The organism is Neorhizobium huautlense (genome assembly GCF_030811685.1).
GTDB classification, from domain to species: domain Bacteria; phylum Pseudomonadota; class Alphaproteobacteria; order Rhizobiales; family Rhizobiaceae; genus Neorhizobium; species Neorhizobium huautlense_A.
Genome location: NZ_JAUSRF010000010.1, coordinates 129806 through 150265 on the forward strand (window position 1 = coordinate 129806; position 20460 = coordinate 150265).

At 59.3% G+C, this 20460-nt stretch carries 17 protein-coding genes; 6 read left to right on the forward strand and 11 right to left on the reverse strand.

Annotated features, from left to right (window positions below; translation table 11 throughout):
- Positions 1–6: 6 nt before the first annotated feature.
- Positions 7–1185, reverse strand: a complete 1179-nt coding sequence (locus J2T09_RS16030) for a low temperature requirement protein A (protein ID WP_306836420.1) — start codon at positions 1183–1185, stop codon at positions 7–9.
- A gap of 151 nt (positions 1186–1336) precedes the next feature.
- Between J2T09_RS16030 and J2T09_RS16035 the strand changes: the two genes are divergently transcribed.
- A complete protein-coding gene (locus tag J2T09_RS16035; protein WP_306836422.1) occupies positions 1337–1966 on the forward strand; it encodes a LysE family translocator in 630 nt (209 codons plus the stop codon).
- Positions 1967–2027: 61 nt separating this feature from the next.
- Here the strand turns inward: J2T09_RS16035 and dnaJ are convergent, their stop codons facing one another.
- From dnaJ to J2T09_RS16055, 4 genes are all read right to left on the reverse strand, one after another.
- Positions 2028–3155 (reverse strand): molecular chaperone DnaJ, encoded by a 1128-nt coding sequence (gene dnaJ / locus J2T09_RS16040; RefSeq protein WP_306836424.1) that lies wholly within the window; start codon positions 3153–3155, stop codon positions 2028–2030.
- Between the two features lie 98 nt (positions 3156–3253).
- A complete protein-coding gene (dnaK, locus tag J2T09_RS16045) occupies positions 3254–5155 on the reverse strand; it encodes a molecular chaperone DnaK (RefSeq protein ID WP_306836427.1) in 1902 nt (633 codons plus the stop codon).
- 210 nt (positions 5156–5365) lie between these two features.
- Positions 5366–7975, reverse strand: a complete 2610-nt coding sequence (locus J2T09_RS16050) for a transglycosylase domain-containing protein (protein WP_373458482.1) — start codon at positions 7973–7975, stop codon at positions 5366–5368.
- A gap of 184 nt (positions 7976–8159) precedes the next feature.
- A complete protein-coding gene (locus J2T09_RS16055; protein ID WP_306836430.1) occupies positions 8160–8567 on the reverse strand; it encodes a DoxX family protein in 408 nt (135 codons plus the stop codon).
- Positions 8568–8811: 244 nt separating this feature from the next.
- Here J2T09_RS16055 and J2T09_RS16060 point away from each other — a divergent pair, with 244 nt between their 5' ends.
- From J2T09_RS16060 to J2T09_RS16070, 3 genes are all read left to right on the forward strand, one after another.
- On the forward strand, positions 8812–9069 hold the full coding sequence (locus tag J2T09_RS16060; protein WP_306836432.1) for a DUF982 domain-containing protein: 258 nt from the start codon (positions 8812–8814) through the stop codon (positions 9067–9069).
- 298 nt (positions 9070–9367) lie between these two features.
- Positions 9368–9577: a hypothetical protein gene (locus J2T09_RS16065; RefSeq protein ID WP_306836433.1), complete on the forward strand. Its 210-nt coding sequence runs from the start codon at positions 9368–9370 to the stop codon at positions 9575–9577.
- 234 nt (positions 9578–9811) lie between these two features.
- Positions 9812–10177: a hypothetical protein gene (locus J2T09_RS16070; protein WP_306836435.1), complete on the forward strand. Its 366-nt coding sequence runs from the start codon at positions 9812–9814 to the stop codon at positions 10175–10177.
- Here the strand turns inward: J2T09_RS16070 and J2T09_RS16075 are convergent.
- A complete protein-coding gene (locus J2T09_RS16075; RefSeq protein WP_306836437.1) occupies positions 10171–10662 on the reverse strand; it encodes a YbaK/EbsC family protein in 492 nt (163 codons plus the stop codon). The two genes, J2T09_RS16070 and J2T09_RS16075, sit on opposite strands and share 7 nt — an antisense overlap.
- A 492-nt stretch (positions 10663–11154) precedes the next feature.
- Between J2T09_RS16075 and J2T09_RS16080 the strand changes: the two genes are divergently transcribed.
- Positions 11155–11364, forward strand: coding sequence for a cold-shock protein (locus tag J2T09_RS16080; protein WP_112729523.1), 210 nt, complete (start codon positions 11155–11157; stop codon positions 11362–11364).
- 343 nt (positions 11365–11707) lie between these two features.
- Here the strand turns inward: J2T09_RS16080 and J2T09_RS16085 are convergent, their stop codons facing one another.
- A complete protein-coding gene (locus J2T09_RS16085) occupies positions 11708–13099 on the reverse strand; it encodes a dipeptidase (RefSeq protein ID WP_306836441.1) in 1392 nt (463 codons plus the stop codon).
- Between the two features lie 79 nt (positions 13100–13178).
- Complete coding sequence (locus J2T09_RS16090; RefSeq protein ID WP_306836443.1) at positions 13179–13610, reverse strand: MarR family winged helix-turn-helix transcriptional regulator; 432 nt, start codon at positions 13608–13610, stop codon at positions 13179–13181.
- A gap of 422 nt (positions 13611–14032) precedes the next feature.
- Here J2T09_RS16090 and polA point away from each other — a divergent pair, with 422 nt between their 5' ends.
- Complete coding sequence (polA, locus tag J2T09_RS16095; RefSeq protein ID WP_306836609.1) at positions 14033–17023, forward strand: DNA polymerase I; 2991 nt, start codon at positions 14033–14035, stop codon at positions 17021–17023.
- An 865-nt stretch (positions 17024–17888) separates the two neighbouring features.
- Here polA and J2T09_RS16100 read toward each other — a convergent pair.
- From J2T09_RS16100 to J2T09_RS16110, 3 genes are all read right to left on the reverse strand, one after another.
- Positions 17889–18179, reverse strand: coding sequence for a hypothetical protein (locus J2T09_RS16100; protein WP_306836444.1), 291 nt, complete (start codon positions 18177–18179; stop codon positions 17889–17891).
- A 112-nt stretch (positions 18180–18291) separates the two neighbouring features.
- Positions 18292–19425 carry an alpha-D-ribose 1-methylphosphonate 5-triphosphate diphosphatase gene (locus J2T09_RS16105; RefSeq protein ID WP_306836446.1) on the reverse strand — a complete coding sequence of 378 codons (1134 nt, stop codon included), beginning with the start codon at positions 19423–19425 and terminating at the stop codon, positions 18292–18294.
- Positions 19425–20135, reverse strand: coding sequence for a DUF1045 domain-containing protein (locus tag J2T09_RS16110; protein WP_306836448.1), 711 nt, complete (start codon positions 20133–20135; stop codon positions 19425–19427). Before J2T09_RS16110 ends, J2T09_RS16105 begins: the two co-directional genes overlap by 1 nt.
- Positions 20136–20460 lie beyond the last annotated feature (325 nt).

Here is a 20460-nt window from a genome sequence, read left to right on the forward strand (position 1 = left end):
TTCCGGTCAGGCGGCATCGCGTCTCAGGTTCCTGAGCGCCAGGTATTCCCACACCGCCACCATAAGAAGCGTCAGGCTGGCCAGTATCTGGATCAGGAAATTGGCGGCAAAGGGCACGATCAGAAATCCGACGAGCAGCACGGCTATGCCGGCGCAATGTGACCAAGGCATCAGCCGGGACGATACGGTCTTCATCCACAAAGTGCCGGCCAGATAAAGCACCGGCCCGCCAAGTACCGCAATGGCGTGGTTGTAACCGCCCTTTTCCAGCGGATGCGCCAGTGAAAAATCCTCGCCGACCGCCGTCAGGATGATGCCGGCCACGATCGGCAGGTGGCCGTAGGTGAAAAGATAATCGGCGGTCGCCTGCGGCTCGGCATCCTCCTCCGCCTTGTCGGCTGCCCGTTCCTGCCCGTCATGAAAATACAGCCACCACATCAGAACGGTCGACAGGAAGGCGCAGAAAAGCACCAGCGGCGTCATGGTGCTGTCTAAATGGCTGGAAGCCGTCTTGCCGGTGGTCAGAATGGTTTCGCCAAGCGCGATGATCACGAAAAGCGCGCAGCGTTCGGCCAGATGTTCGCCATTAATGTCGAGCGTTTCCTGCGGCGCAGACCCCAGGCCGGGCAGCCAGTAACGGATCAGTGGCGCGATATATTCGATCGCCAGCGCCGCGATCCAGAGTGTTACGCGCATCTCTTTTTCGGCAAGTCCGCCGGCGATCCAGAAGCCGCAAGAGATCACCAGCCACACTGTGATGCGCTGAAACGTGCGATAGGATTCGTCGTCCGTGCCGCTGAAGGCGTAAAGCGCAAACAGCGATCGCGATAGCTGCATACCGGAATAGGCGATCGCGAAAACGAGCCCCAGATCGGTAAAAGCTTTTGGTAGCGCGATTGCCAGCACCACACCAAAAAACATCAGCACGAACAGCAGCAGCCGCACCGGCACGATTTCGGCATCCAGCAGATTGGTGACCCAAGTCGTGTGGATCCACACCCACCAGAGCGCAAAAATGAACAGCAACGCTTCGGCGGCAATGCCAAAGGAAAAATCGGATGCCAGCGTTTCTGACAACTGGATCAGTGCGAAGACGAACACGAGATCGAAGAACAGTTCCGGGAAACTGGCCTTGGTCGAATCCTTGTCGTCCTTGCGGAGCCAGTGGTGCTTTCTGTCGGCCATGAATGTTTTCCGGTAATGTGGCGGGCGGGGTAGGTGCAATCTAGCGCGGCAATGCAAAAGGGCAGGGGCGGGTTGCGCCGGCTGACGAATAATTCTCCGCGCCGGTGGCATTGACCGATGTCAAGGAGAGCGCCGCATGCCATGGTAGATCTTGAGCGCGCCGGACGGTTCCGGTGATCGTTTCCTAAGGTTTTCCGTGACGCCGCTTCAATTCACTCTCGCCATCCTCCTCCTGCTTTGCACACCCGGCCCCACCAACACGCTGATGGCGCTTGGCGGTTATGCGCGTGGCTGGGCAAGGGCGCTGCCTTTGATCCTCGGTGAACTGGGTGGTTATCTTCTGGTCATCATCCCGGTGGCGACGCTGGCCGCGCCGTTTTTCCACGCCTATCCGCAGGCATCGCTGATCGCCAAGATCGCCGCCGTCCTCTGGGTGCTCTATCTCAGCATCCGCCTCTGGGCCTCGACGAAAAAGGCAGATGATTCGAGCGGTGAAATCTCGGTACGGCAGGTTTTTGTCACCACAGTCCTTAATCCCAAGGCGCTGATCATCGCATTGGTGATCATGCCCCATGGCGACCTGATGGTGCTGGCGCCGTGGCTGCTCCTGTTTGCCGGCCTCGTCCTCTTCGCCGCCAATGGCTGGATCGTCTTCGGCCGCCTGATGCGCGGCACGCGCGGTTTCGAAATCAAACCGCTGGTGATCCGTCGGGTCGCTGCCGCCTGTCTGCTATTGTTTGCGATCATCCTCGCCAGCTCATCCATCCAGTCGCTGGCGTAAAAATCGCCCAACAAAAAAGCCGCCCTTGCGAGGCGGCTTTTTGCATGATGATTTCGATCGATCAGTTGTCGAAAAATTCCTTCATGCGGGCAAAGAAGCCCGTCGATTCCGGATTGTTTTCCTTCGACGACAGTTCCTCGAATTCCTGCAGCAGTTCGCGCTGGCGCTTGGTCAGCTTCTGCGGGGTTTCGATGCCGATCTGGATATAGAGATCACCCGTCTGCGAAGAACGCAGTACCGGCATGCCCTTACCCTTCAGGCGGAACTGTTTTCCGGCTTGCGTGCCTTCCGGCACGGTCACGCGCGATTTCGTACCATCGAGCGTGGTGACGTCGAAAGTGCCGCCGAGCGCTGCCGTGGTCATGGAGATCGGCACCGCGCAATAGAGGTCCGCGCCATCGCGCTGGAAGAACTGGTGCGGTGTAACCGACAGGAAGATGTAGAGATCCCCCGACGGGCCACCACGAGCGCCGGCTTCGCCTTCACCCTGCAGGCGGATGCGCGTGCCGTCCTCGATACCGGCCGGAATGTTGACCGACAGCGAACGCTCTTCCGTCACGCGGCCCTGGCCATGGCACTTGCCGCAAGGGTCGGTGATCGTCTGGCCGCGACCGTGGCAGGTCGGGCAGGTGCGTTCCACCGAGAAGAAACCCTGGCTGGCGCGAACGCGACCGGAACCCTGACAGGTACCGCAGGTCTTTGGCTGCGTGCCGGGCTTGGCGCCCGACCCGGAGCAGACATCGCAGGTGATCGAGGTCGGAACCCTAATCTGCGCGGTCTTGCCGGCATAGGCCTCTTCCAGGCTGATTTCCATATTGTAGCGAAGATCGGCGCCGCGTTCGCGACCGCCGGAGGAACGGCGGGCTCGGCCGCCACCCATCATCTCGCCAAAAATGTCTTCAAAAATGTCGGAGAAGCCACCGGCGCCACCGCCCATGCCGCCACCGCCACCCATGCCGCCATGTTCGAAGGCTGCATGGCCGAAACGGTCGTAGGCCGCGCGCTTCTGTGGGTCCTTCAAGGTTTCATAGGCTTCGCCGATCTCCTTGAACTTCTTTTCGGCTTCCGCGTCGCCCGGGTTCTTGTCGGGATGATATTTCATCGCGAGTTTACGGAAGGCGCTTTTCAGCTCCTTCTCGTCGGCTGTCTTAGCCACACCCAGCGTTTCGTAAAAGTCTGCTTTTGCCATGGAGATTTAACCGGCTCCCGAAAGTATTCCGGCTGCACGATGGCAGCCGGATTTCCTGTCAACTATGCTTGTCTGTCTGCCAAAGGGCAAACACACGATCAAGCCGACTTCTTGTCGTCCTTGACCTCTTCGTAGTCGGCATCGACGATATCGTCGTCCTTGCCGCCTTCGGAAGCGCCACCTTCGGCCTGCTGAGCCTCATAGATGGCCTGACCGAGCTTCATGGAAACTTCCATGAGGGTCTGGGTCTTGGCCTGGATGTCTTCAGCGTTCGGCTCGGAAGCCTCAACCGCACCCTTCAGGGCCGTGATGGCGTCCTGAATGGCAGTGCGATCGCTTTCGCCAACCTTGTCGCCGTATTCGGCAAGCGACTTCTCGCTGGAGTGGATCAGGCTTTCGGCCTGGTTCTTGGCTTCCACGCCTTCACGACGCTTCTTGTCGGCTTCGGCATTGGCTTCGGCGTCCTTGACCATCTTTTCGATGTCGGCGTCGGAGAGACCACCAGATGCCTGGATGCGGATCTGCTGTTCCTTGCCCGTGCCCTTGTCCTTAGCCGAAACCTGCACGATGCCGTTCGCGTCGATATCGAAGGTGACTTCGATCTGCGGAACGCCACGCGGTGCCGGCGGCAGGCCAACGAGGTCGAACTGGCCGAGCAGCTTGTTGTCCTGTGCCATTTCGCGCTCGCCCTGCGAAACGCGGATGGTGACAGCGGACTGGTTGTCGTCGGCGGTCGAGAAGGTCTGGCTCTTCTTGGTCGGGATCGTCGTGTTGCGGTCGATCAGACGGGTGAAGACACCACCGAGCGTTTCGATGCCGAGCGACAGCGGGGTCACGTCGAGCAGCAGAACATCCTTGACGTCGCCCTGCAGAACGCCGGCCTGGATGGCGGCGCCGAGAGCGACGACTTCATCCGGGTTGACACCCTTGTGCGGCTCCTTGCCGAACAGCTGCTTGACGACTTCCTGTACCTTCGGCATGCGGCTCATGCCGCCGACCAGAACGACTTCGTCGATTTCGGCAGCGGTAACACCGGCATCCTTGAGAGCTGCCTTGCACGGTGCGATCGTGCGCTGAACGAGATCGTCGACCAGGCTTTCGAACTTTGCACGCGTCAGCTTCAGCGTCAGGTGCTTGGGACCGGAAGCGTCGGCGGTGATGAACGGCAGGTTGATTTCGGTCTGCTGAGCCGACGACAGTTCGATCTTGGCCTTTTCGGCAGCTTCCTTGAGGCGCTGCAGAGCGAGCTTGTCGTTCTTCAGGTCGATGCCCTGGTCCTTCTTGAACTCGTTCGCGAGGTATTCGACCAGACGCATGTCGAAGTCTTCACCGCCGAGGAAGGTGTCGCCGTTGGTCGACTTCACTTCGAAGACGCCATCGCCGATTTCCAGAACCGAGATATCGAAGGTACCACCGCCCAAGTCGTAAACGGCGATCGTCTTGCCGTCCTTCTTGTCGAGGCCGTAAGCGAGTGCGGCTGCGGTCGGCTCGTTGATGATGCGCAGAACTTCAAGACCGGCAATGCGGCCGGCATCCTTGGTTGCCTGGCGCTGTGCGTCGTTGAAGTAGGCCGGAACGGTGATGACGGCCTTTTCGACCTTTTCACCGAGGTAGGATTCGGCGGTTTCCTTCATCTTCTGAAGGATCATCGCGGAAATCTGGGCCGGGGAATAATTCTTGTCCTGAGCCTTGACCCATGCGTCGCCGTTATCGCCCTTGACGATTTCGAACGGCACGAGTGCCTTGTCCTTTTCGACAGTCGGATCGTCGTTGCGGCGGCCGATCAGGCGCTTGACGGCAAACAGGGTGTTGGTCGGGTTGGTGACCGCCTGGCGCTTGGCCGGCTGGCCGACTAGGCGTTCGCCGTCGTCCGAAAATGCAACCATGGAAGGGGTGGTGCGAGCGCCTTCGGCATTCTCGATCACCTTCGCGTCCTTACCATCCATGATGGCGACGCAGGAGTTCGTGGTACCAAGGTCGATGCCAATAACTTTAGCCATGTCTTCTTCTCTCCTTTAAGCGAACCATCGGAACCCCGTGCAGGCATTCCACTGACAGTTCCTCGACTGGGATGGTTTTCCGCAGTCTGCGCTGCGGACATGCGGCGTATATAAGGACGGGTTTTTCCGACTGCAAGGCGGGAATTCACGCGAATGTCAGCAAAAATAGGAGTTTGCGGCACCTATACTTAACAGCGCGGGAAGCAGCCGTCAGCCACCGGTCAGGATGTCGAAAAGTGTGGTCCGGCGCGGCATCGGGTGAGGTTGCTCGTAACCCCGGTTATCCGGCGGAATGTAACCGCCGCCACCGACGTCGCCGGGCGGGACATAATTGCCGTAGTCGCCGCCGACATCGCCCGGAGGGACGGGCGCGCCGCCCCGGCCATCGTAACCGCCGCGATATTCGCGATAGTCCCGGACCTCGCGGTCACGCGGGCGGTATTCCGGCTCGTAACCGGGCTGATATTCGGGGCGGTATTCGCGCTGGTCGTAGCGATCTGCCGGCAAATAACCACGGTCATTGGGGCGGACGCTGGCCTGGGCCGGAGCGTTTTGTTGTGGTCTTGGCTGCTGCTGCGGACGCGGCTGCGCCTGCTGAACGGGTTGCTGCGGACGTGCCTGCTGCTGTGGCTGTGCCTGCATCGGCTGGTTTTGCGGATAGGGGTTCGGGTCCTGCTGGTTTTGTGCAGGCTGTGCCGGCGTCGGTGCAGGTGGGAACTCGCCCGTATCGTCGATCGGGGCCGGATCCGTGTCGACACCCGGCAGGACGCCGGAGATCAGGTCACCCAATGTCGTCTGCTGTGGCGGCTGTTCCGCACCCGGCGGCAGCACGAAGCCGGCACCGCTGCCGTAAAGCGGCGTTGGCGTATAACCGCTCATAGCCGCAGTCATATACTCTTTCCAGGCTTTTGCGGGCAGACCGCCACCGGTCACCTTCTTCATCGGTGCGCCATCGTCATTGCCGAACCAGATGCCGGTGGTGAGGATGCTGGTATAGCCGACAAAAAGCGCATCACGGAACGATTGGGTCGTGCCCGACTTGCCGGCCACCTGCCAGTTCTTCAGGCGGGCATTCTTGCCGGTGCCTTCGAGAACGACGCGGCTCATCATGTTGTTCATGGTAGCGGCAACGGTTTCGCTTAAGACGCGCGGCGGGTTCTGGAAGTCCGACTGGTAGAGAACCTTGCCGTCCGGATCGGTGATGCGGGTGACGATATGTGGCGCCGCCTTGAAGCCGCCATTCATGAACGGGGCATAGGACGAGGTCAGTTCCAGCAGCGACACTTCCGATGTGCCGAGCGCGATCGAGGCATTCGACTGCAGGTCCGAATCGATGCCGACCCGATGGGCAAGCTGGATGACGTTGGTCGGGCCGATCTGCGAGACAAGCTGTGCGGCAATGGTGTTGAGCGAATTGGTCAGCGCCGTCGAAAGCGTCACCGGGCCGCGGTATTTCTGGTCAAAGTTTTCCGGTGTCCAGTTGCCGATCTTTACCGGGCCATCGTTATAGACGGTATCCGGCCGCGCGCCGGCTTCGAGGGCTGCGGCATAAACGAACGGCTTGAAGGCCGAACCGGGCTGTCGCTTGGCGGTCACGGCACGGTTGAACTGGCTTTCGGTGTAATCCCGGCCGCCGACAAGCGCGCGGATGGCGCCGGTGGCATCCACCGAAACGAGCGCGGCCTGCGAGGCACTGACCTTGCTGCCCTCCTTGGTGAGGATGTCCGTCAGTGCCTTTTCAGCTTTTTCTTCCAGCGCCATGTCGATGGTGGTCTCGACATTGACGTCGGTCTTGATGTCGCCGATCAGGCGCTTCACTTCGTCGACGACCATATCGGCGGCATAATGCTGTGCGCCGGACCAATAGCGTTTTGCCTTGGTCGGCGGCTGCGACATTGCGGTCTTCAGGTCGCTCTCTGTAATATACCCTTCCTGCTGCATGGTGCTGAGCACGATCTGGGCCCGGGCTTCCGCTGCTTCCGGATCACGGGCCGGCGAAAGGCGGGACGGCGCCTTGAGAAGACCGGCGATGGTTGCCGCCTCACCAAGGTTCACGTCGCGGGCCGACTTGTTGAAATAGCGCCGCGATGCTGCCTCCACGCCGTAGGCGTTCGAACCAAGGAACACACGGTTCAGGTACATGGCAAGGATCTGGTCCTTGGTGAATTTCTGCTCCAGCCAGAAGGCGAGCAGGACTTCCTGGATTTTGCGCTCGAACGTGCGGTCCGGCGACAGGAACAGGTTTTTGGCCAGCTGCTGGGTAATGGTCGAACCGCCCTGGATCGGCTGTCCGGTCAGATTGTTGACAAAGGCGCGCGCGAGGCCGGCCGGATCTATGCCGAAATGTGAATAGAAACGACGGTCCTCAATGGAGATGACAGCCTGCGGCAGATAAGGCGACATCTCTTCCAGCGCCAAGGCCTCGCCACCGGTCGTGCCGCGGTTGGCGATCAATTGTCCGTCTAATGCCGTAATCTTGATGTTCGGCGGCCTGTCTGGGATCGTCCACGAACTCGCGCTCGGCATTTTCGAGCCATAATATATGACAAGGCCGCCAACGCCGATGCCGGTCCAGATGCCGAGTACGATGCACCAGTAGACAACCGAGCGGATGAAACCGAAAAAGCCACCAGATTGGCGCGGTTCCCTGGTCTTGCGGGAGGATTTTCTGGTCGGCGCAGCGGCCCTGGTTTTGCCCTTGGAGGATTTGCCTCTGCCGGAAATGCGGTCGTCAGCGTCCAGGCGGAAGTCGGAATCCTGCTCTGCCTCGTCCTCGAAGGAAGGCTCGACACGTTCATTTGACTTTGATCTGGATGCCATGCGGACCGGTAATACCCCAATACTGTCGGGCGCCTGCCGATGACGATTGCGTCCGGCGGCGCGCACTGTTCCTCGCCCGATATTTCCAATGAATTGTAAATGCGGCGATTTAACGAGGCATTAAGGGTGTCTGGTGGGGATGGTTGGACGCAGCCTGATTGGCTGCGCCCTCCTTTGGTATGGTTCAGGCCGCCTTGACGGCACGGATGCCGGAAAGCTTGGCATCGAGGCTGAACGGGCCGGCGCCGGCCGCGACAAAATACAGGAAAACGAAGCAATAAACGGCCGCTGCGCCACCACCGTTTTCGGTCGGGAAGAAGCTCTTCGGGAAGTGACCGATGAAATAGGCGGCAGCCATCAGGCCTGACAGGACAAAGGCGGCAATGCGGGTCTGGAAACCGACAAGGAACAGGAAGCCCAACGTCAATTCAAGGAGACCTGCGATCCAGGGAAGGGAGCCTGTCGGTGGGGTAAAGTTGCCGGCCTGGAAATGGAAGATCTTGGCCATGCCGAAGGAAAAGATGACGAGGCCGAGTGCAATGCGCAATGCACTGAGAAGGGCGGGCTGCGCGCTGTTGAGGGTGTTCTGCATAAGGACGACTCCGGGAGGGAAATGACAACGAATCCCTTTGTTTGCTGCACCTGCGAAAAGCAATGCAAATCCACAGCACGTCTTCGTGATGAGCGGTTGGGGTCAATCGTCTCGTTTCAGCATTTCCTTTCGCACTCATCTGGTTTTCGCTTTAAAAGTGATACATGATCCATTTCCGATCATTTCTCGTGGAACCGTTTGGGCGGTTTGCGAGTTGAGGCTAGCCGTGAAAAGGGAAGGTCCGATGCTCGACGTACAGATCAGTAAATCTCAATGGAAAAAACCCGTCTGCGTCACCTTTGGTGAAGCGGGTGAGCAGCTGGTGAAGGGGCCACATGATGCGTTGGCTCTGATGACCGAACAGTGGCCATTTATTCGCGGGGCAGAATTCGTTCGTGCGCGCAGCCTGTGCCGCGCGGCATTAGACGGTCGAAAGACGGTCGAGGAGGCGCGCGTTCAGTTTGAGCAGGCGATCGGCGAGGCGCGTGTCTCCCCCAACTAAGTTTTTTCAAAAGGGGGCGCTAGTCCCCCTTTTTATGGCTCACATTACAATTAAGAGTAAAATAATATGCTAAATCACCCATGATTAGTTGTAGTTGCGTCGTCACTGGTTTTGGCCTCAAGGTGTTTCCCGCTGAGGCTGTGCTTTTGCGCGAAAACTATCTCCGGTAAGCGGAACGGAGATCAGTCCAATTGGTGCCTTTATTTCGGGGAAAGGTAGCCAACGCCTCGCAGACGTTGAGAACGTATGCACTGTAGCCAACGCCCGGCCGGGGAAGCCGGGAGCGATGGAGATTTTCATGCGCACACTAGTACGACAGCCGGTCAATCCCGACCAGCTCAGCCTTCTCCAGCAGGTCTTCGATAATGCCTGCACGGAACACCGCATCAACAAGGATAGCCCGGACGGCGAGGCGCTTGCGCTGATTCTGGTCAATTCGCTGCAGAAAGGCATGAGCGAGAAGGAAGCGCTTTCGCACCTTGCCGAAACCCTGGCGCAGAGCCGCTAGGAACGACAGTTGCAAACAGAGTTTGTGCCTCACGCAAGCCGGCTATCTCGCCGGCTTTTCTTTTTTGGAAACAAGCAAATGGCGCGAATCAATTGCGGCAAAAACGTGATTGACCGACCATATTTCGATTTCTCTCGATATCGCAGGCTTTGTCATCCACAGGTGGAACCTATCCGCCGCTCATCAGTTCACCTTGCTCCCATACGTTGAACACAGCCAAGTTTGGAGGCACCCATGCCAGAGGCAATTGGAATCAAATCCGTCCGCAAGGCGGAGATTTCGGACGATCTGCCGAACGCCACCGAGGTGAACGATACGTTCAAGAGCGAAGTTGCGACCTTGCGCGCGGAGATCGCGACCATCCGCGAAAAGCTCTCGGAAAAGAGCGGTGAGGCTTATGATAACGTATCGCGCCGCGCCAGCAATGCAGCACATTACGTTCAGGATGAAGCGGTATCGGCTGCGGGTGCGATCCGCGAGCATCCGGCAGCCGCGACAACCCTGTTCACGTTGATCGGAGCCATCGGTTTCGGCATCGGTTATCTCGTCGCATCGACCACGGCCGAGCAGAAGCAGGCCTGGTATCGTCGTTATTACTGAGTTTTTTTCTCAGTAGCCGGTTTCGGCATATCGCAGACATCGACCCAGATGGCGGACACCAGCTCCGCCATCTTTTCAGGCGCGATCCGAACCGCCGAATTTGTCGCGCCTGCGGCTGGAACAACGATCGTGTGGTCCCTCAGCGAAACATCGCAATAGATCGGCACTGGCGCAGGCAATCCGAATGGGCAGACGCCACCGATCGGATGGGTGGTGATCGTGGTGACCTCTTCGCCGCCGAGCATGCGCGGCTTTGCTCCGAAATGATCCCGAAATTTGCGATTGTTCAGACGACGCGTTCCGGCTGTCACCAGCAGCAGAACAGTGTCGTCGGCGCGCAGGCAGATCGTTTTGGCGATCTGGTCCGGCTCGACGCCATGTGCCTCCGCGGCAAGTGCCACCGTGGCCGAACTTGCCTCGGTTTCTATGACGTTAATGTCAGGAGCGTGGGTGGCGAAAAACGCCTGAACGGATGAGAGCGACATCAACGCAGCCTAATGCTCTGGCATGATGGCGGCAAGCGTCAAGAAGATATGCGCCAAGTGCATGGCTGCGCTGCGAAACTCTGTCTGTTTTTTGGGCGAATTTCACGTATCTTATAAACATCGAAGCGACGCACTCCTCCTCCCAGTGTCGCTCGATTGGACTGGCAACACCTCCTCCTCCCGGTTGCTAGTCAGTATTAAGGACCCGGCGCACCTCCTCCCGCGCCGGGTTTCTTATTTTCGGCGTTTGACGTTCGTGAAATTCAGTTGATCTGATGAGGATTGGTGCAATTTGAGATTGCGCCTGCGACACCGCTGTGTCTTGACATCCAGCCGGCTCAAATATACCTGCCTTGGCATCGATATTTGTTTGCAAGCGGCACCTACGGCGTCACCACGCTACGAGACCTTTCCTTCAAATACGAGAATCGAAACCCATTGCCTCAATGCGGCAATGGGCAAGCTTATATTTGCGAGTGAAAGGACTTCGTAATGGCTAGCGGTACTGTAAAGTGGTTCAACGCGACCAAGGGTTTTGGCTTCATCCAGCCTGACGACGGCGCACAGGACGTATTCGTGCACATCTCGGCCGTTGAGCGCGCCGGCATGAACGGCCTCAAGGATGGCCAGAAGATCAACTTCGAACTGGTTACGGACAAGCGTTCGGGCCGCGTTTCGGCTGACAATCTTCAGGCTGCCTGATTGGTGCCCTCTCCGGCAGATGCCGGAGATCGACGAATTTGAGACGCGCTCCTCGTGGGCGCGTTTTGCATTCTGGAGCACGGCATGCCGCTGCCTGTATCGATCCAGAACGCTTTTTTAGATGTTAACGAAATATTAACCATTTCAGCCTAGGATCACTTCATAGCCGCGGGGCAAAAGCCCGCCGGATTGAGAAGTGCCGATCCCGTTCGTTTGACCACGGATGTAATGGCAGGCAGGAAACGGGATACGAAAGGTCGGGCTTGCCCGACCTTTTTGCTTTTGGGGTTATGCTTTAACCCGAAAGGGAGGAGGCCCGGCGCAGCGCCGAGCCACCAAAAAATCAGCGCTTGGCGAGCGCTTCGATGATGCGTGCCCAGGAGCGTACGCCCTTGTGGAACGACTTCAATTCATACTTTTCATTCGGGGAATGGATGCGGTCGTCGTTGAGGCCGAAACCGACCAGCAGCGAATCCATGCCGAGCATCGTCTGGAAATCACCGACGATCGGGATCGAGCCGCCCATGCCGATAACGACGGCGGGTTTTGCCCATTCGTCGGACAGTGCGTTTTTCGCCTTGGTCAGCGCCGGTGAATCGTAGGAGAGCTGGATCGCCGGCGATGCACCGTGCTCATGGAACTCGACCGAGCAATCGGTCGGGATCTGCGAGCGGATATAGGCGCGGAAGGCTTCGCGGATCTTTTGCGGATCCTGCGTGCCGACGAGGCGGAACGAAATCTTGGCCGAGGCCTTGGCGGCGATGACAGTCTTGAAGCCGTCACCGGTGTAACCGCCCCAGATGCCGTTGACCTCGCAGGTCGGGCGCGCCCAGGTCAGCTCCAGAACCGAACGGCCCTTTTCGCCAGCCGGTTCCGACAGGCCGATCTCGCCGAGAAAGTTTGCTGAAGAACGGCCCAGCGTTTCCCAGCTGGCCTTGATGTTTTCCGGCGTTTCCTCAACACCGTCATAAAAGCCCGGGAGCGTAATGCGGCCGGTTTCATCGCGCAGGCCGGCAATGGCTTTGGTAAGGATATGGATCGGGTTGGCGGCCGCACCTCCGTAAAGACCGGAATGCAGGTCGCGATCGGCGGCGGTGATGGTGATCTCTTCGCCCACAAGGCCGCGAAGTGCCGCGGCAATTGCCGGCGTATCGCTGTCCCACATGCCGGTATCGCAAACCAGAGCGAATTCGGCCTTCAGTTCCTCGGCATTGGCTTCGAGGAACGGTTTCAGCGACGGCGAGCCGGACTCCTCTTCGCCTTCGAACAGGATGGTGACGTTGATCGGCAGCGAGCCATGCACATCCTTATAGGCACGGCAGGCTTCGACAAAGGTCATCAGCTGGCCCTTGTCATCGGCTGTGCCGCGGCCGGTCAGGACCTTGCGGTCATTGCCGAGATCCTTGATGGCCGGCTCGAACGGGTCGTTTTCCCAAAGCTCGATCGGATCGACCGGCTGCACGTCGTAATGGCCGTAAAACAGCACATGCGGTGCATCCGGCGTGGAGGCGCCATGGTGGCCGACGACCATCGGATGACCGGGCGTTGCGCGCACGGAAGCCTCGAAGCCGAGCGACGTCAGTTCCTTGGCCAGCCAATCGGCCGCCTTGGCGCAATCCGCCTTGTAGGCCGGATCCGTGGAGATGGACTTGATACGGACGAGATCGAACAGGCGATCAAGAGCTGCCGGAAGGTTTTCGTCGGCGCGCGAAAGCACTGGGGAAAGATCGGTCATGGAAAAGATCCTGCATTCTGAAAGACTGGCCGGACCCTAATCCCTTTCGCGATGATTTGGAAACAGTCTCAGCTCTGTCTCAAAGTTTGCGAGCATTCTCCACTGCCATGCGCATATATTCCAGCATCAGTTGTCTTTCGAAACTGCGAAAGCTGCCGAGCAGGGCGTTTTCCGCATCGGAAGCGGCATTGATGGCCTCGCTTTCCAGCGCCCGGCCGCGTTCGGTCAGGGAAACGATCTGCGCGCGTCGATCGGTCGGATGGGGCGTGCGGGTGATCAGGCCATCGCGTTCCATGCGCGACAGCGTATTGGCAAGCGTTGCCTGTTCGACGTCGAGGCGATCGAGGATCTGTTTCTGGGTCAGTCCGTCTTCCTGCCAGAGTTCGACGAGAACGGGAAACTGACCGGGAGAAAAGCCCAGCGTCGCGGCCCGCTGCTGCAGTGATCGTGCAAAGCCCTTGGCCAGCTGGCCTGCCAGGTAGGTCGCCGAATTCGAACGATCGAAGGCCATGGGAGAATCATCCTTCCGGATGCGAGGGCGCGGGACAGATCAAGTGTATAGCCTGCCATGCTTTAGCGAAACCTGCGCAGGCAAGATATATGAGCGAATTCGGATTGTGGTCCGCAAAAAGCGAAACCGCCATGACCGGGAGGGGGATCGGTCATGGCGGTTCTTATAAGCGGCAAAGGCCCGGAGAGGGGGAAAGGCCCTTGCCCGGTCTGAAGCGGCGGGGGACGAGCCAGCTTTCAGACGACGGCGTGATCAGGCGCCGTTGATTATGAAATGTGAGGTGGATTGCGGCTTTTCAAGGGAGAAAGAAATTACAAATCCGTAATAATACCCTTCTGCGGGTTTTCGGGAGCGGTTTGCAAAGGCGGATATCCTGCCAAGTTTCATTGGACGCCACCCGCATCGCACGATATCTCATGACCATGAAAAAAGGCGATCATCTCTTCCTAGTCGACGGCTCCGGTTTCATTTTCCGGGCCTTTCACGCGCTTCCTCCGCTGACCCGCAAATCCGATGGCCTGCCGGTCGGTGCGGTATCGGGTTTCTGCAACATGCTGTGGAAGCTGCTGACCGATGCGCGCGATACCTCGGTCGGGGTCACGCCGACGCATTTTGCGGTCATCTTCGATTATTCCTCGAAGACGTTCCGCAAGGAAATCTATGACGCCTACAAGGCCAATCGTTCCGCGCCGCCGGAAGAACTGGTGCCGCAATTCGGGCTGATCCGCCAGGCGACCCGCGCCTTCAACCTGCCCTGCATCGAGACCGAAGGTTTTGAAGCCGACGATATCATCGCCACTTATGCACGACAGGCGGAAGCTGTTGGCGCTGACGTTACGATCGTCTCGTCCGACAAGGACCTGATGCAGCTCGTGACATCCACGGTCCATATGTATGACAGCATGAAGGACAAGCAGATCGGTCTGCCGGAAGTCATTGAAAAATGGGGCGTGCCGCCGGAAAAGATGATCGACCTGCAGGCGCTGGTCGGCGATTCGGTCGATAACGTGCCGGGCATTCCGGGTATCGGCCCGAAAACGGCGGCCCAGTTGCTCGAAGAATACGGTGATCTCGAAACGCTGCTTTCGCGTGCCGGCGAGATCAAGCAGGTCAAGCGCCGCGAAAGCATCATCAATTTTGCCGATCAGGCGCGCCTGTCGCGCCAGCTGGTGGAGTTGCGCACCGACGTACCGCTGGAGCTCGATCTCGACGCTCTCGTGCTGGAGCCACAGGATGGGCCCAAGCTGATCGGCTTCCTGAAGGCCATGCAGTTCGGCACGCTGACGCGCCGTGTCGCTTCCGCCTGTGATTGCAATGCCGATGAGATCGAACCCACCGAAGTGACGGTCGAATGGGGTGAGGCGGCACGTGGACCGGATCTGGATGCCGGTACTGCTGCTTCTGCCGATACAGGCGGTGCAGGGGCCGATGCGCCGGCCAGCCCGGCAAAGGCCGCTGTCGCCAAGGGCACGGGCGAGGCGACGCCGGCTTCGTTGGCAGAGACGCGCGTTGCTGCCTTCGGCAATGCCAAGATCGATACGACGGCTTACGTAACGATCCGCGATGTCGACGTGCTCGACGAGTGGATTGCGGCCGCCCGCGAAACCGGTCTGGTCGGCTTCGACACGGAAACCAATTCGCTCGATCCGATGCAGGCCGAACTTGTCGGCTTCTCGCTCGCCATTGCCGATAATGCCGAAAACCCGTCCGGCCAGACAATCCGCGCCGCCTATGTTCCGCTGACGCACAAGACCGGTGTCGGTGATCTTCTAGGGGGCGGTCTGGATGAAAACCAGATCGATCCGCGCAAGGCGCTTGATCGCCTGAAGGCGCTGCTGGAAGACCCTTCGGTCCTGAAGGTCGCGCAGAACCTGAAGTTCGATTATCTGCTGATGAAACGCCACGGCATTACCGTCGAAAATTACGACGATACGATGCTGATGTCCTATGTGCTGGAAGCCGGCAAGGCCAACCACGGCATGGACGGATTGTCCGAACGCTGGCTGAACCACAAGCCGATCGCCTTCAAGGACGTCGCCGGTTCCGGCAAGAGCGGCGTCACCTTCGATTTTGTCGCTATCGACAAGGCAACGGCCTATGCGGCCGAAGATGCCGATGTCACCCTGCGTCTCTGGATGGTGCTGAAACCGCAGCTGGCGGCTGCCGGTCTCAACCGCGTTTACGAGAGGCTGGAGCGCCCGCTGGTGTCGGTTCTGGCCGATATGGAAGAGCGCGGCATCACCATCGACCGGCAGATCCTGTCGCGTCTTTCCGGCGAGTTGGCGCAGAAGGCGGCGGCCTTCGAGGATGAAATCTACGAACTGGCCGGCGAACGTTTCAACGTCGGTTCACCAAAACAGCTCGGCGATATCCTGTTCGGCAAGATGGGCTTGCCCGGTGGTTCGAAAACCAAGACCGGCCAGTGGTCGACCTCGGCCAGCGTGCTGGAAGATCTTGCCGCCGAAGGGGCGGAACTGCCGCGCAAGATCGTCGATTGGCGCCAGCTGACCAAGCTGAAATCCACCTATACCGACGCGCTGCCAGGTTACGTTCACCCTGAAACCAAACGCGTGCACACATCCTATTCGCTGGCCTCGACCACGACGGGACGCCTGTCCTCGTCCGAGCCGAACCTCCAGAACATTCCGGTGCGCAATGCCGAAGGCCGTAAAATCCGCACGGCTTTTATCGCCACGCCGGGCCACAAGCTGGTCTCTGCCGATTACAGCCAGATCGAATTGCGCGTGCTCGCCCATGTCGCGGAAATCCCGCAGCTGACCAAGGCATTCGAGGATGGTATCGACATCCATGCCATGACCGCATCGGAAATGTTCGGTGTGCCGGTGGAAGGCATGCCGGGGGAAGTGCGCCGCCGCGCCAAGGCGATCAATTTCGGCATCATCTACGGCATATCCGCCTTCGGTCTTGCCAACCAGCTGTCGATCGAGCGTTCGGAAGCCGGCGATTACATCAAGAAGTATTTCGAGCGTTTTCCGGGCATCCGCGACTACATGGACAGCACCAAGGCGAAGGCGCGTGAAGACGGTTATGTCGAAACCATCTTTGGCCGGCGCATCAACTATCCGGATATCAAGTCATCCAACCCTTCGGTGCGCGCCTTCAACGAACGTGCGGCCATCAATGCGCCGATCCAGGGCTCCGCGGCCGATGTCATCCGCCGTGCCATGGTGCAGATGGAGCCGGCCCTCGAAAAGGCGGGCCTCGGCGAGCGCGTGCGCATGCTGCTGCAGGTGCATGACGAACTGATTTTCGAGGTCGAGGATGCGGATGTCGACAAGGCGATCCCGGTCATCACCTCGGTGATGGAAAATGCCACCATGCCGGCGCTTTCCATGCGCGTGCCGCTGAAGGTGGATGCGCGCGCCGCCAGCAATTGGGATGAGGCGCATTGATCCATGCATTGCACGGGCGGTCTGCCGGATGGCGGGCCGTCTGGGCTTTTATTGTCCCCATGGAAAGGCTCCGGAAATTGAGCAGAGTCCACCCTTGGTGATCTTGAGATTTTCAAAAAACTCCCGCGGCCATTTTGTGTTCTGGGCGGGTCATGCGGTCGGGGCACTGAAAGCTGCCTCGTAATTTAGTGAGTAATTGACACCTCTCAGTGCCCCGTTCGACGGTTTTTGCCCGCGACTTCGGTTCCTCTGCGAAAGCCGTGCCCGTGATTTCTCACGAACCGGCGATCATGTGTGCCGCACAGGCACGCCCGGCGCGCTTCTTTCGGGCCTCAGAGGCATTGCGAGGTTTGATGCCCGCAACACCTCCCCCGTGTCGCCGGAGGAGAACCAGTTTCCGCGAACCCTGTTGCTGGAGACTTACGTCTTTTCTCCAACACCAGCGCCGGCTCCAACTCGCCGGGACGCCTCCCGGTGTATCCACGATGGAACGGGAGAATTGTAGGCACGGGTTTTGGGAGGGTGGACGAGGTGGGGTTCAACTTTTTTACAAGTCGTTGATTTCGCTTGGAACTATTTTCCGGAAATAAGGCAATTGGGGCAACGTGGTCTATTTGCGACATGGGCGTTACGGCGGGAATCCGGCCGCCACGCGTCTGCGCGGTGAGAGAACTCTCTCTTCGAGGTAGCTGTGCGTGAGTTTTGCTCGCCGCAGACGCGGCGCTGCTGGATCCCGGCTCAAGGCCGGGATGACGAGGGGAGGGGCCGGGAAGGCGAGGGGAGGGGCCGGGAAGGCGAATACGAGAGGTCAGGATGACCAAGGGAAGGTCGGATTGGACCCGATGCGCATTCCGCAATGAACCGCTCAATGGCCATCAGGAAACAGTGAGAGAAGGGCGGTCGACAGCAGTTGTTGGGCATACCGCTCCGCCGAGTGAGAAGCCTCGGGCGACATGCCCATTTCCGAACAGCGCTGCTGCACGGTTTCGACGATCAGGCCCATGATGCCGCGCGCCTGTTCGGCATTGCCGTTTTCCGATGTGTCCAGTGCAAGGGCAAGGCTGGTCATCGATACGATTTCGAGAACGACCATGCGGGCCTCGAGATCGAAAGCCGCCTGTTCGGCGCTTCTCACGTTTCTGGCTGTCTGCTTCATATTGTGTTCCCCTAATATAAAAGGAGAGCTAGAGCGTTGGCTGAAACTTTAAAGCGAAATATCGGAAGATTTTTTAAACCTCACGCCGCTGTGAATCGAAGATCAGATTTCCTCAGGCAACCCGCTTTCCCTGCCTCCACACGGCGCGGCAGACCGGAACACCGCTTTCACGGTGGACGCGCACCAGATCCGCGCGCAGGCCGGTTGCGATGCGGCCGCGGTCATCGAGGCCGATCGTGCGGGCCGGCATGGCACTGACCATGGCAATCGCATTGGCCAGGCTGACCGTCTCGATCTGGTCCGCGAGGAGGAAGGGGGCGTGCAGCAGGCTGAAGGGCACGTAATCGGACGACAGGACGTCGAGAACGCCAAGGCGGGCGAGGTCGCTTGCGGCGATATTGCCGGAATGTGATTGGCCACGCACCACGTTCGGCGCGCCCATCAGCACGGCAAGGCCCGCCTTGTGGGAGGCCTCGGCAGCGGCGATGCTGGTCGGGAATTCCGCCAGCCGCACACCGTGGCCGATCGATTCGTCGACATGGTCGAGCGTGGCGTCGTCATGGCTGGCCAGCGCGATGCCGGCTTCTGCGCAATGGCTGGCCAATGCATCACGGTGCGGGGCGGCATACCGTTCGGATGCCTCCAGACGGCGTTTGACGAAGGCATCGAAGGCTTCGTCGCTCAGGCCCCGCTTGATCTTGTAGTAGAAGATATACTGATCCATCGTCTGGAACTGACGCTGACCGGGCGCATGGTCCATCAAGGACACCAGCCGCACGGCCGGGTCACCTTCGAAATCGGAAAACTGCTCGACCACATCAGAAGTCGAGACCTCGCACCGAAGATGCAGGAGATGTTCGGCGCGCAGGCGTCCTTCGCGCCCTGCCGTTTCGATCGAGTTCGCCAGTTCGCGCATCTCGCCGCGGGCAAAACCGCCTTCCTCGCCGGACCCCATGCGCAGGCAATCGAGCACGGTGGTGATGCCGGAGCCGGCGACCTGCGTATCATGCGCCTGGATGGCTGCAATCGCATTCCATTTCAGCCCGGCGCGGGGCGAGAAATGGGTTTCCAGATGGTCGGTATGCAGTTCCACCAGACCGGGCAGGAGATAATCGCCTTCAAGATCTTCGCCCGTCTGCGAAACGCCTTCCGAAATATCGGTGATCAGCCCGTCACGGACCTGCACGGAGCCGTGCAGGATATCGTTTTCGAGAACGATGCGGGCATTGCTGAAAACCTTTTCCATCAGGCAAAAGCCCTCCGATCCTGGTTATTTTTCAATGGTACCCGATGCAGCACGGAAAATGGTGCGCCGCGCTGTGGTTCCACGAACACCGTCAGGGCATCGATCCGACGCGGCGTGCCGGTGAAGGCGGCAAAGCGCTCGGTCAGCAACGCATGCATCGCTTCGCGCCTTTCCTCAGGCACAGGGCCGGTCAGCGTCATGTGGAAACGAAACTCCTCCATGACATAGGGATAACCAAACTCGTGCAGGTAGTTGCGCTGCGCTTCGCTGAGCTTTTCCGGCTTGCGACGGGCGATATCGGCGTCCGAGAGCGGTGCGCGAAATGGCTCGAAATGTTCGACGATGCTGCCCGCAAAATCCTGAAGGATGGGGTTGGGCTCACCCGGCACCAGTGCGAAGAAAGGGCCGAGACCGGCGACGACCAGTTCGGGAATGTCGAAGGCCTCAGTCTGAGCGGCGAATGCATCGACGGCGGCGACAAGGCTGGCTTCATCCTTGCCATCGGCAAGCGAAAACGGTGCTTTCAGCGTTGCGTGGAAAGCGTAGCGGCGCGGATCGGCGGTGATGGTGCGCCACTCGTCTTCGGCAAGGCCGGTATCCGCCGGGGCTGAAAGGTCGCGGCCTTCGTAGGCATCGCGGCCGAGCCAGAGGCTTGCTGCCTGCGTCAGCGCATCATCCTTGGAGGGGGTGAAATAGATCGCATAACGCATGGAGAATCTGTCCTCGAAATCAGTGTTCGGCCAAGGGTATAGGCCTTGGACGACCGGTTGTCGCGAAAGCATTTCACAGGCTCGTGACAAAGCTGCGTCGCGGCCGATGAAACCTTTTGCACCTCCTGTACGTTTCCACAGGGTAATAAGGAGACAGGTCAATGGAAGAAGCAAGCATCATGATCGGCACCGTCATGGCAGTCTTTGCGGCCAGCGGCGTATTGTCGGCCTATTGGTATTCCCGCCACGAGGATTGATCGGCGATCATATGGCATTTGTCATTCAGAACGGAAAAGGCCGCGTCGGGTGACGCGGCCTTTTCTGC

Bases quoted from the DNA above. Each gene is read 5' to 3' on its own strand.
- J2T09_RS16030 (WP_306836420.1), bottom strand. From the start codon at position 1,185: ATGGCCGACAGAAAGCACCACTGGCTCCGCAAGGACGACAAGGATTCG.
- dnaJ (WP_306836424.1), bottom strand. From the start codon at position 3,155: ATGGCAAAAGCAGACTTTTACGAAACGCTGGGTGTGGCTAAGACAGCC.
- dnaK (WP_306836427.1), bottom strand. From the start codon at position 5,155: ATGGCTAAAGTTATTGGCATCGACCTTGGTACCACGAACTCCTGCGTC.
- J2T09_RS16050 (WP_373458482.1), bottom strand. From the start codon at position 7,975: ATGGCATCCAGATCAAAGTCAAATGAACGTGTCGAGCCTTCCTTCGAG.
- J2T09_RS16055 (WP_306836430.1), bottom strand. From the start codon at position 8,567: ATGCAGAACACCCTCAACAGCGCGCAGCCCGCCCTTCTCAGTGCATTG.
- J2T09_RS16060 (WP_306836432.1), top strand. From the start codon at position 8,812: ATGCTCGACGTACAGATCAGTAAATCTCAATGGAAAAAACCCGTCTGC.
- J2T09_RS16065 (WP_306836433.1), top strand. From the start codon at position 9,368: ATGCGCACACTAGTACGACAGCCGGTCAATCCCGACCAGCTCAGCCTT.
- J2T09_RS16070 (WP_306836435.1), top strand. From the start codon at position 9,812: ATGCCAGAGGCAATTGGAATCAAATCCGTCCGCAAGGCGGAGATTTCG.
- J2T09_RS16075 (WP_306836437.1), bottom strand. From the start codon at position 10,662: ATGTCGCTCTCATCCGTTCAGGCGTTTTTCGCCACCCACGCTCCTGAC.
- J2T09_RS16080 (WP_112729523.1), top strand. From the start codon at position 11,155: ATGGCTAGCGGTACTGTAAAGTGGTTCAACGCGACCAAGGGTTTTGGC.
- J2T09_RS16085 (WP_306836441.1), bottom strand. From the start codon at position 13,099: ATGACCGATCTTTCCCCAGTGCTTTCGCGCGCCGACGAAAACCTTCCG.
- J2T09_RS16090 (WP_306836443.1), bottom strand. From the start codon at position 13,610: ATGGCCTTCGATCGTTCGAATTCGGCGACCTACCTGGCAGGCCAGCTG.
- polA (WP_306836609.1), top strand. From the start codon at position 14,033: ATGAAAAAAGGCGATCATCTCTTCCTAGTCGACGGCTCCGGTTTCATT.
- J2T09_RS16100 (WP_306836444.1), bottom strand. From the start codon at position 18,179: ATGAAGCAGACAGCCAGAAACGTGAGAAGCGCCGAACAGGCGGCTTTC.
- J2T09_RS16105 (WP_306836446.1), bottom strand. From the start codon at position 19,425: ATGGAAAAGGTTTTCAGCAATGCCCGCATCGTTCTCGAAAACGATATC.
- J2T09_RS16110 (WP_306836448.1), bottom strand. From the start codon at position 20,135: ATGCGTTATGCGATCTATTTCACCCCCTCCAAGGATGATGCGCTGACG.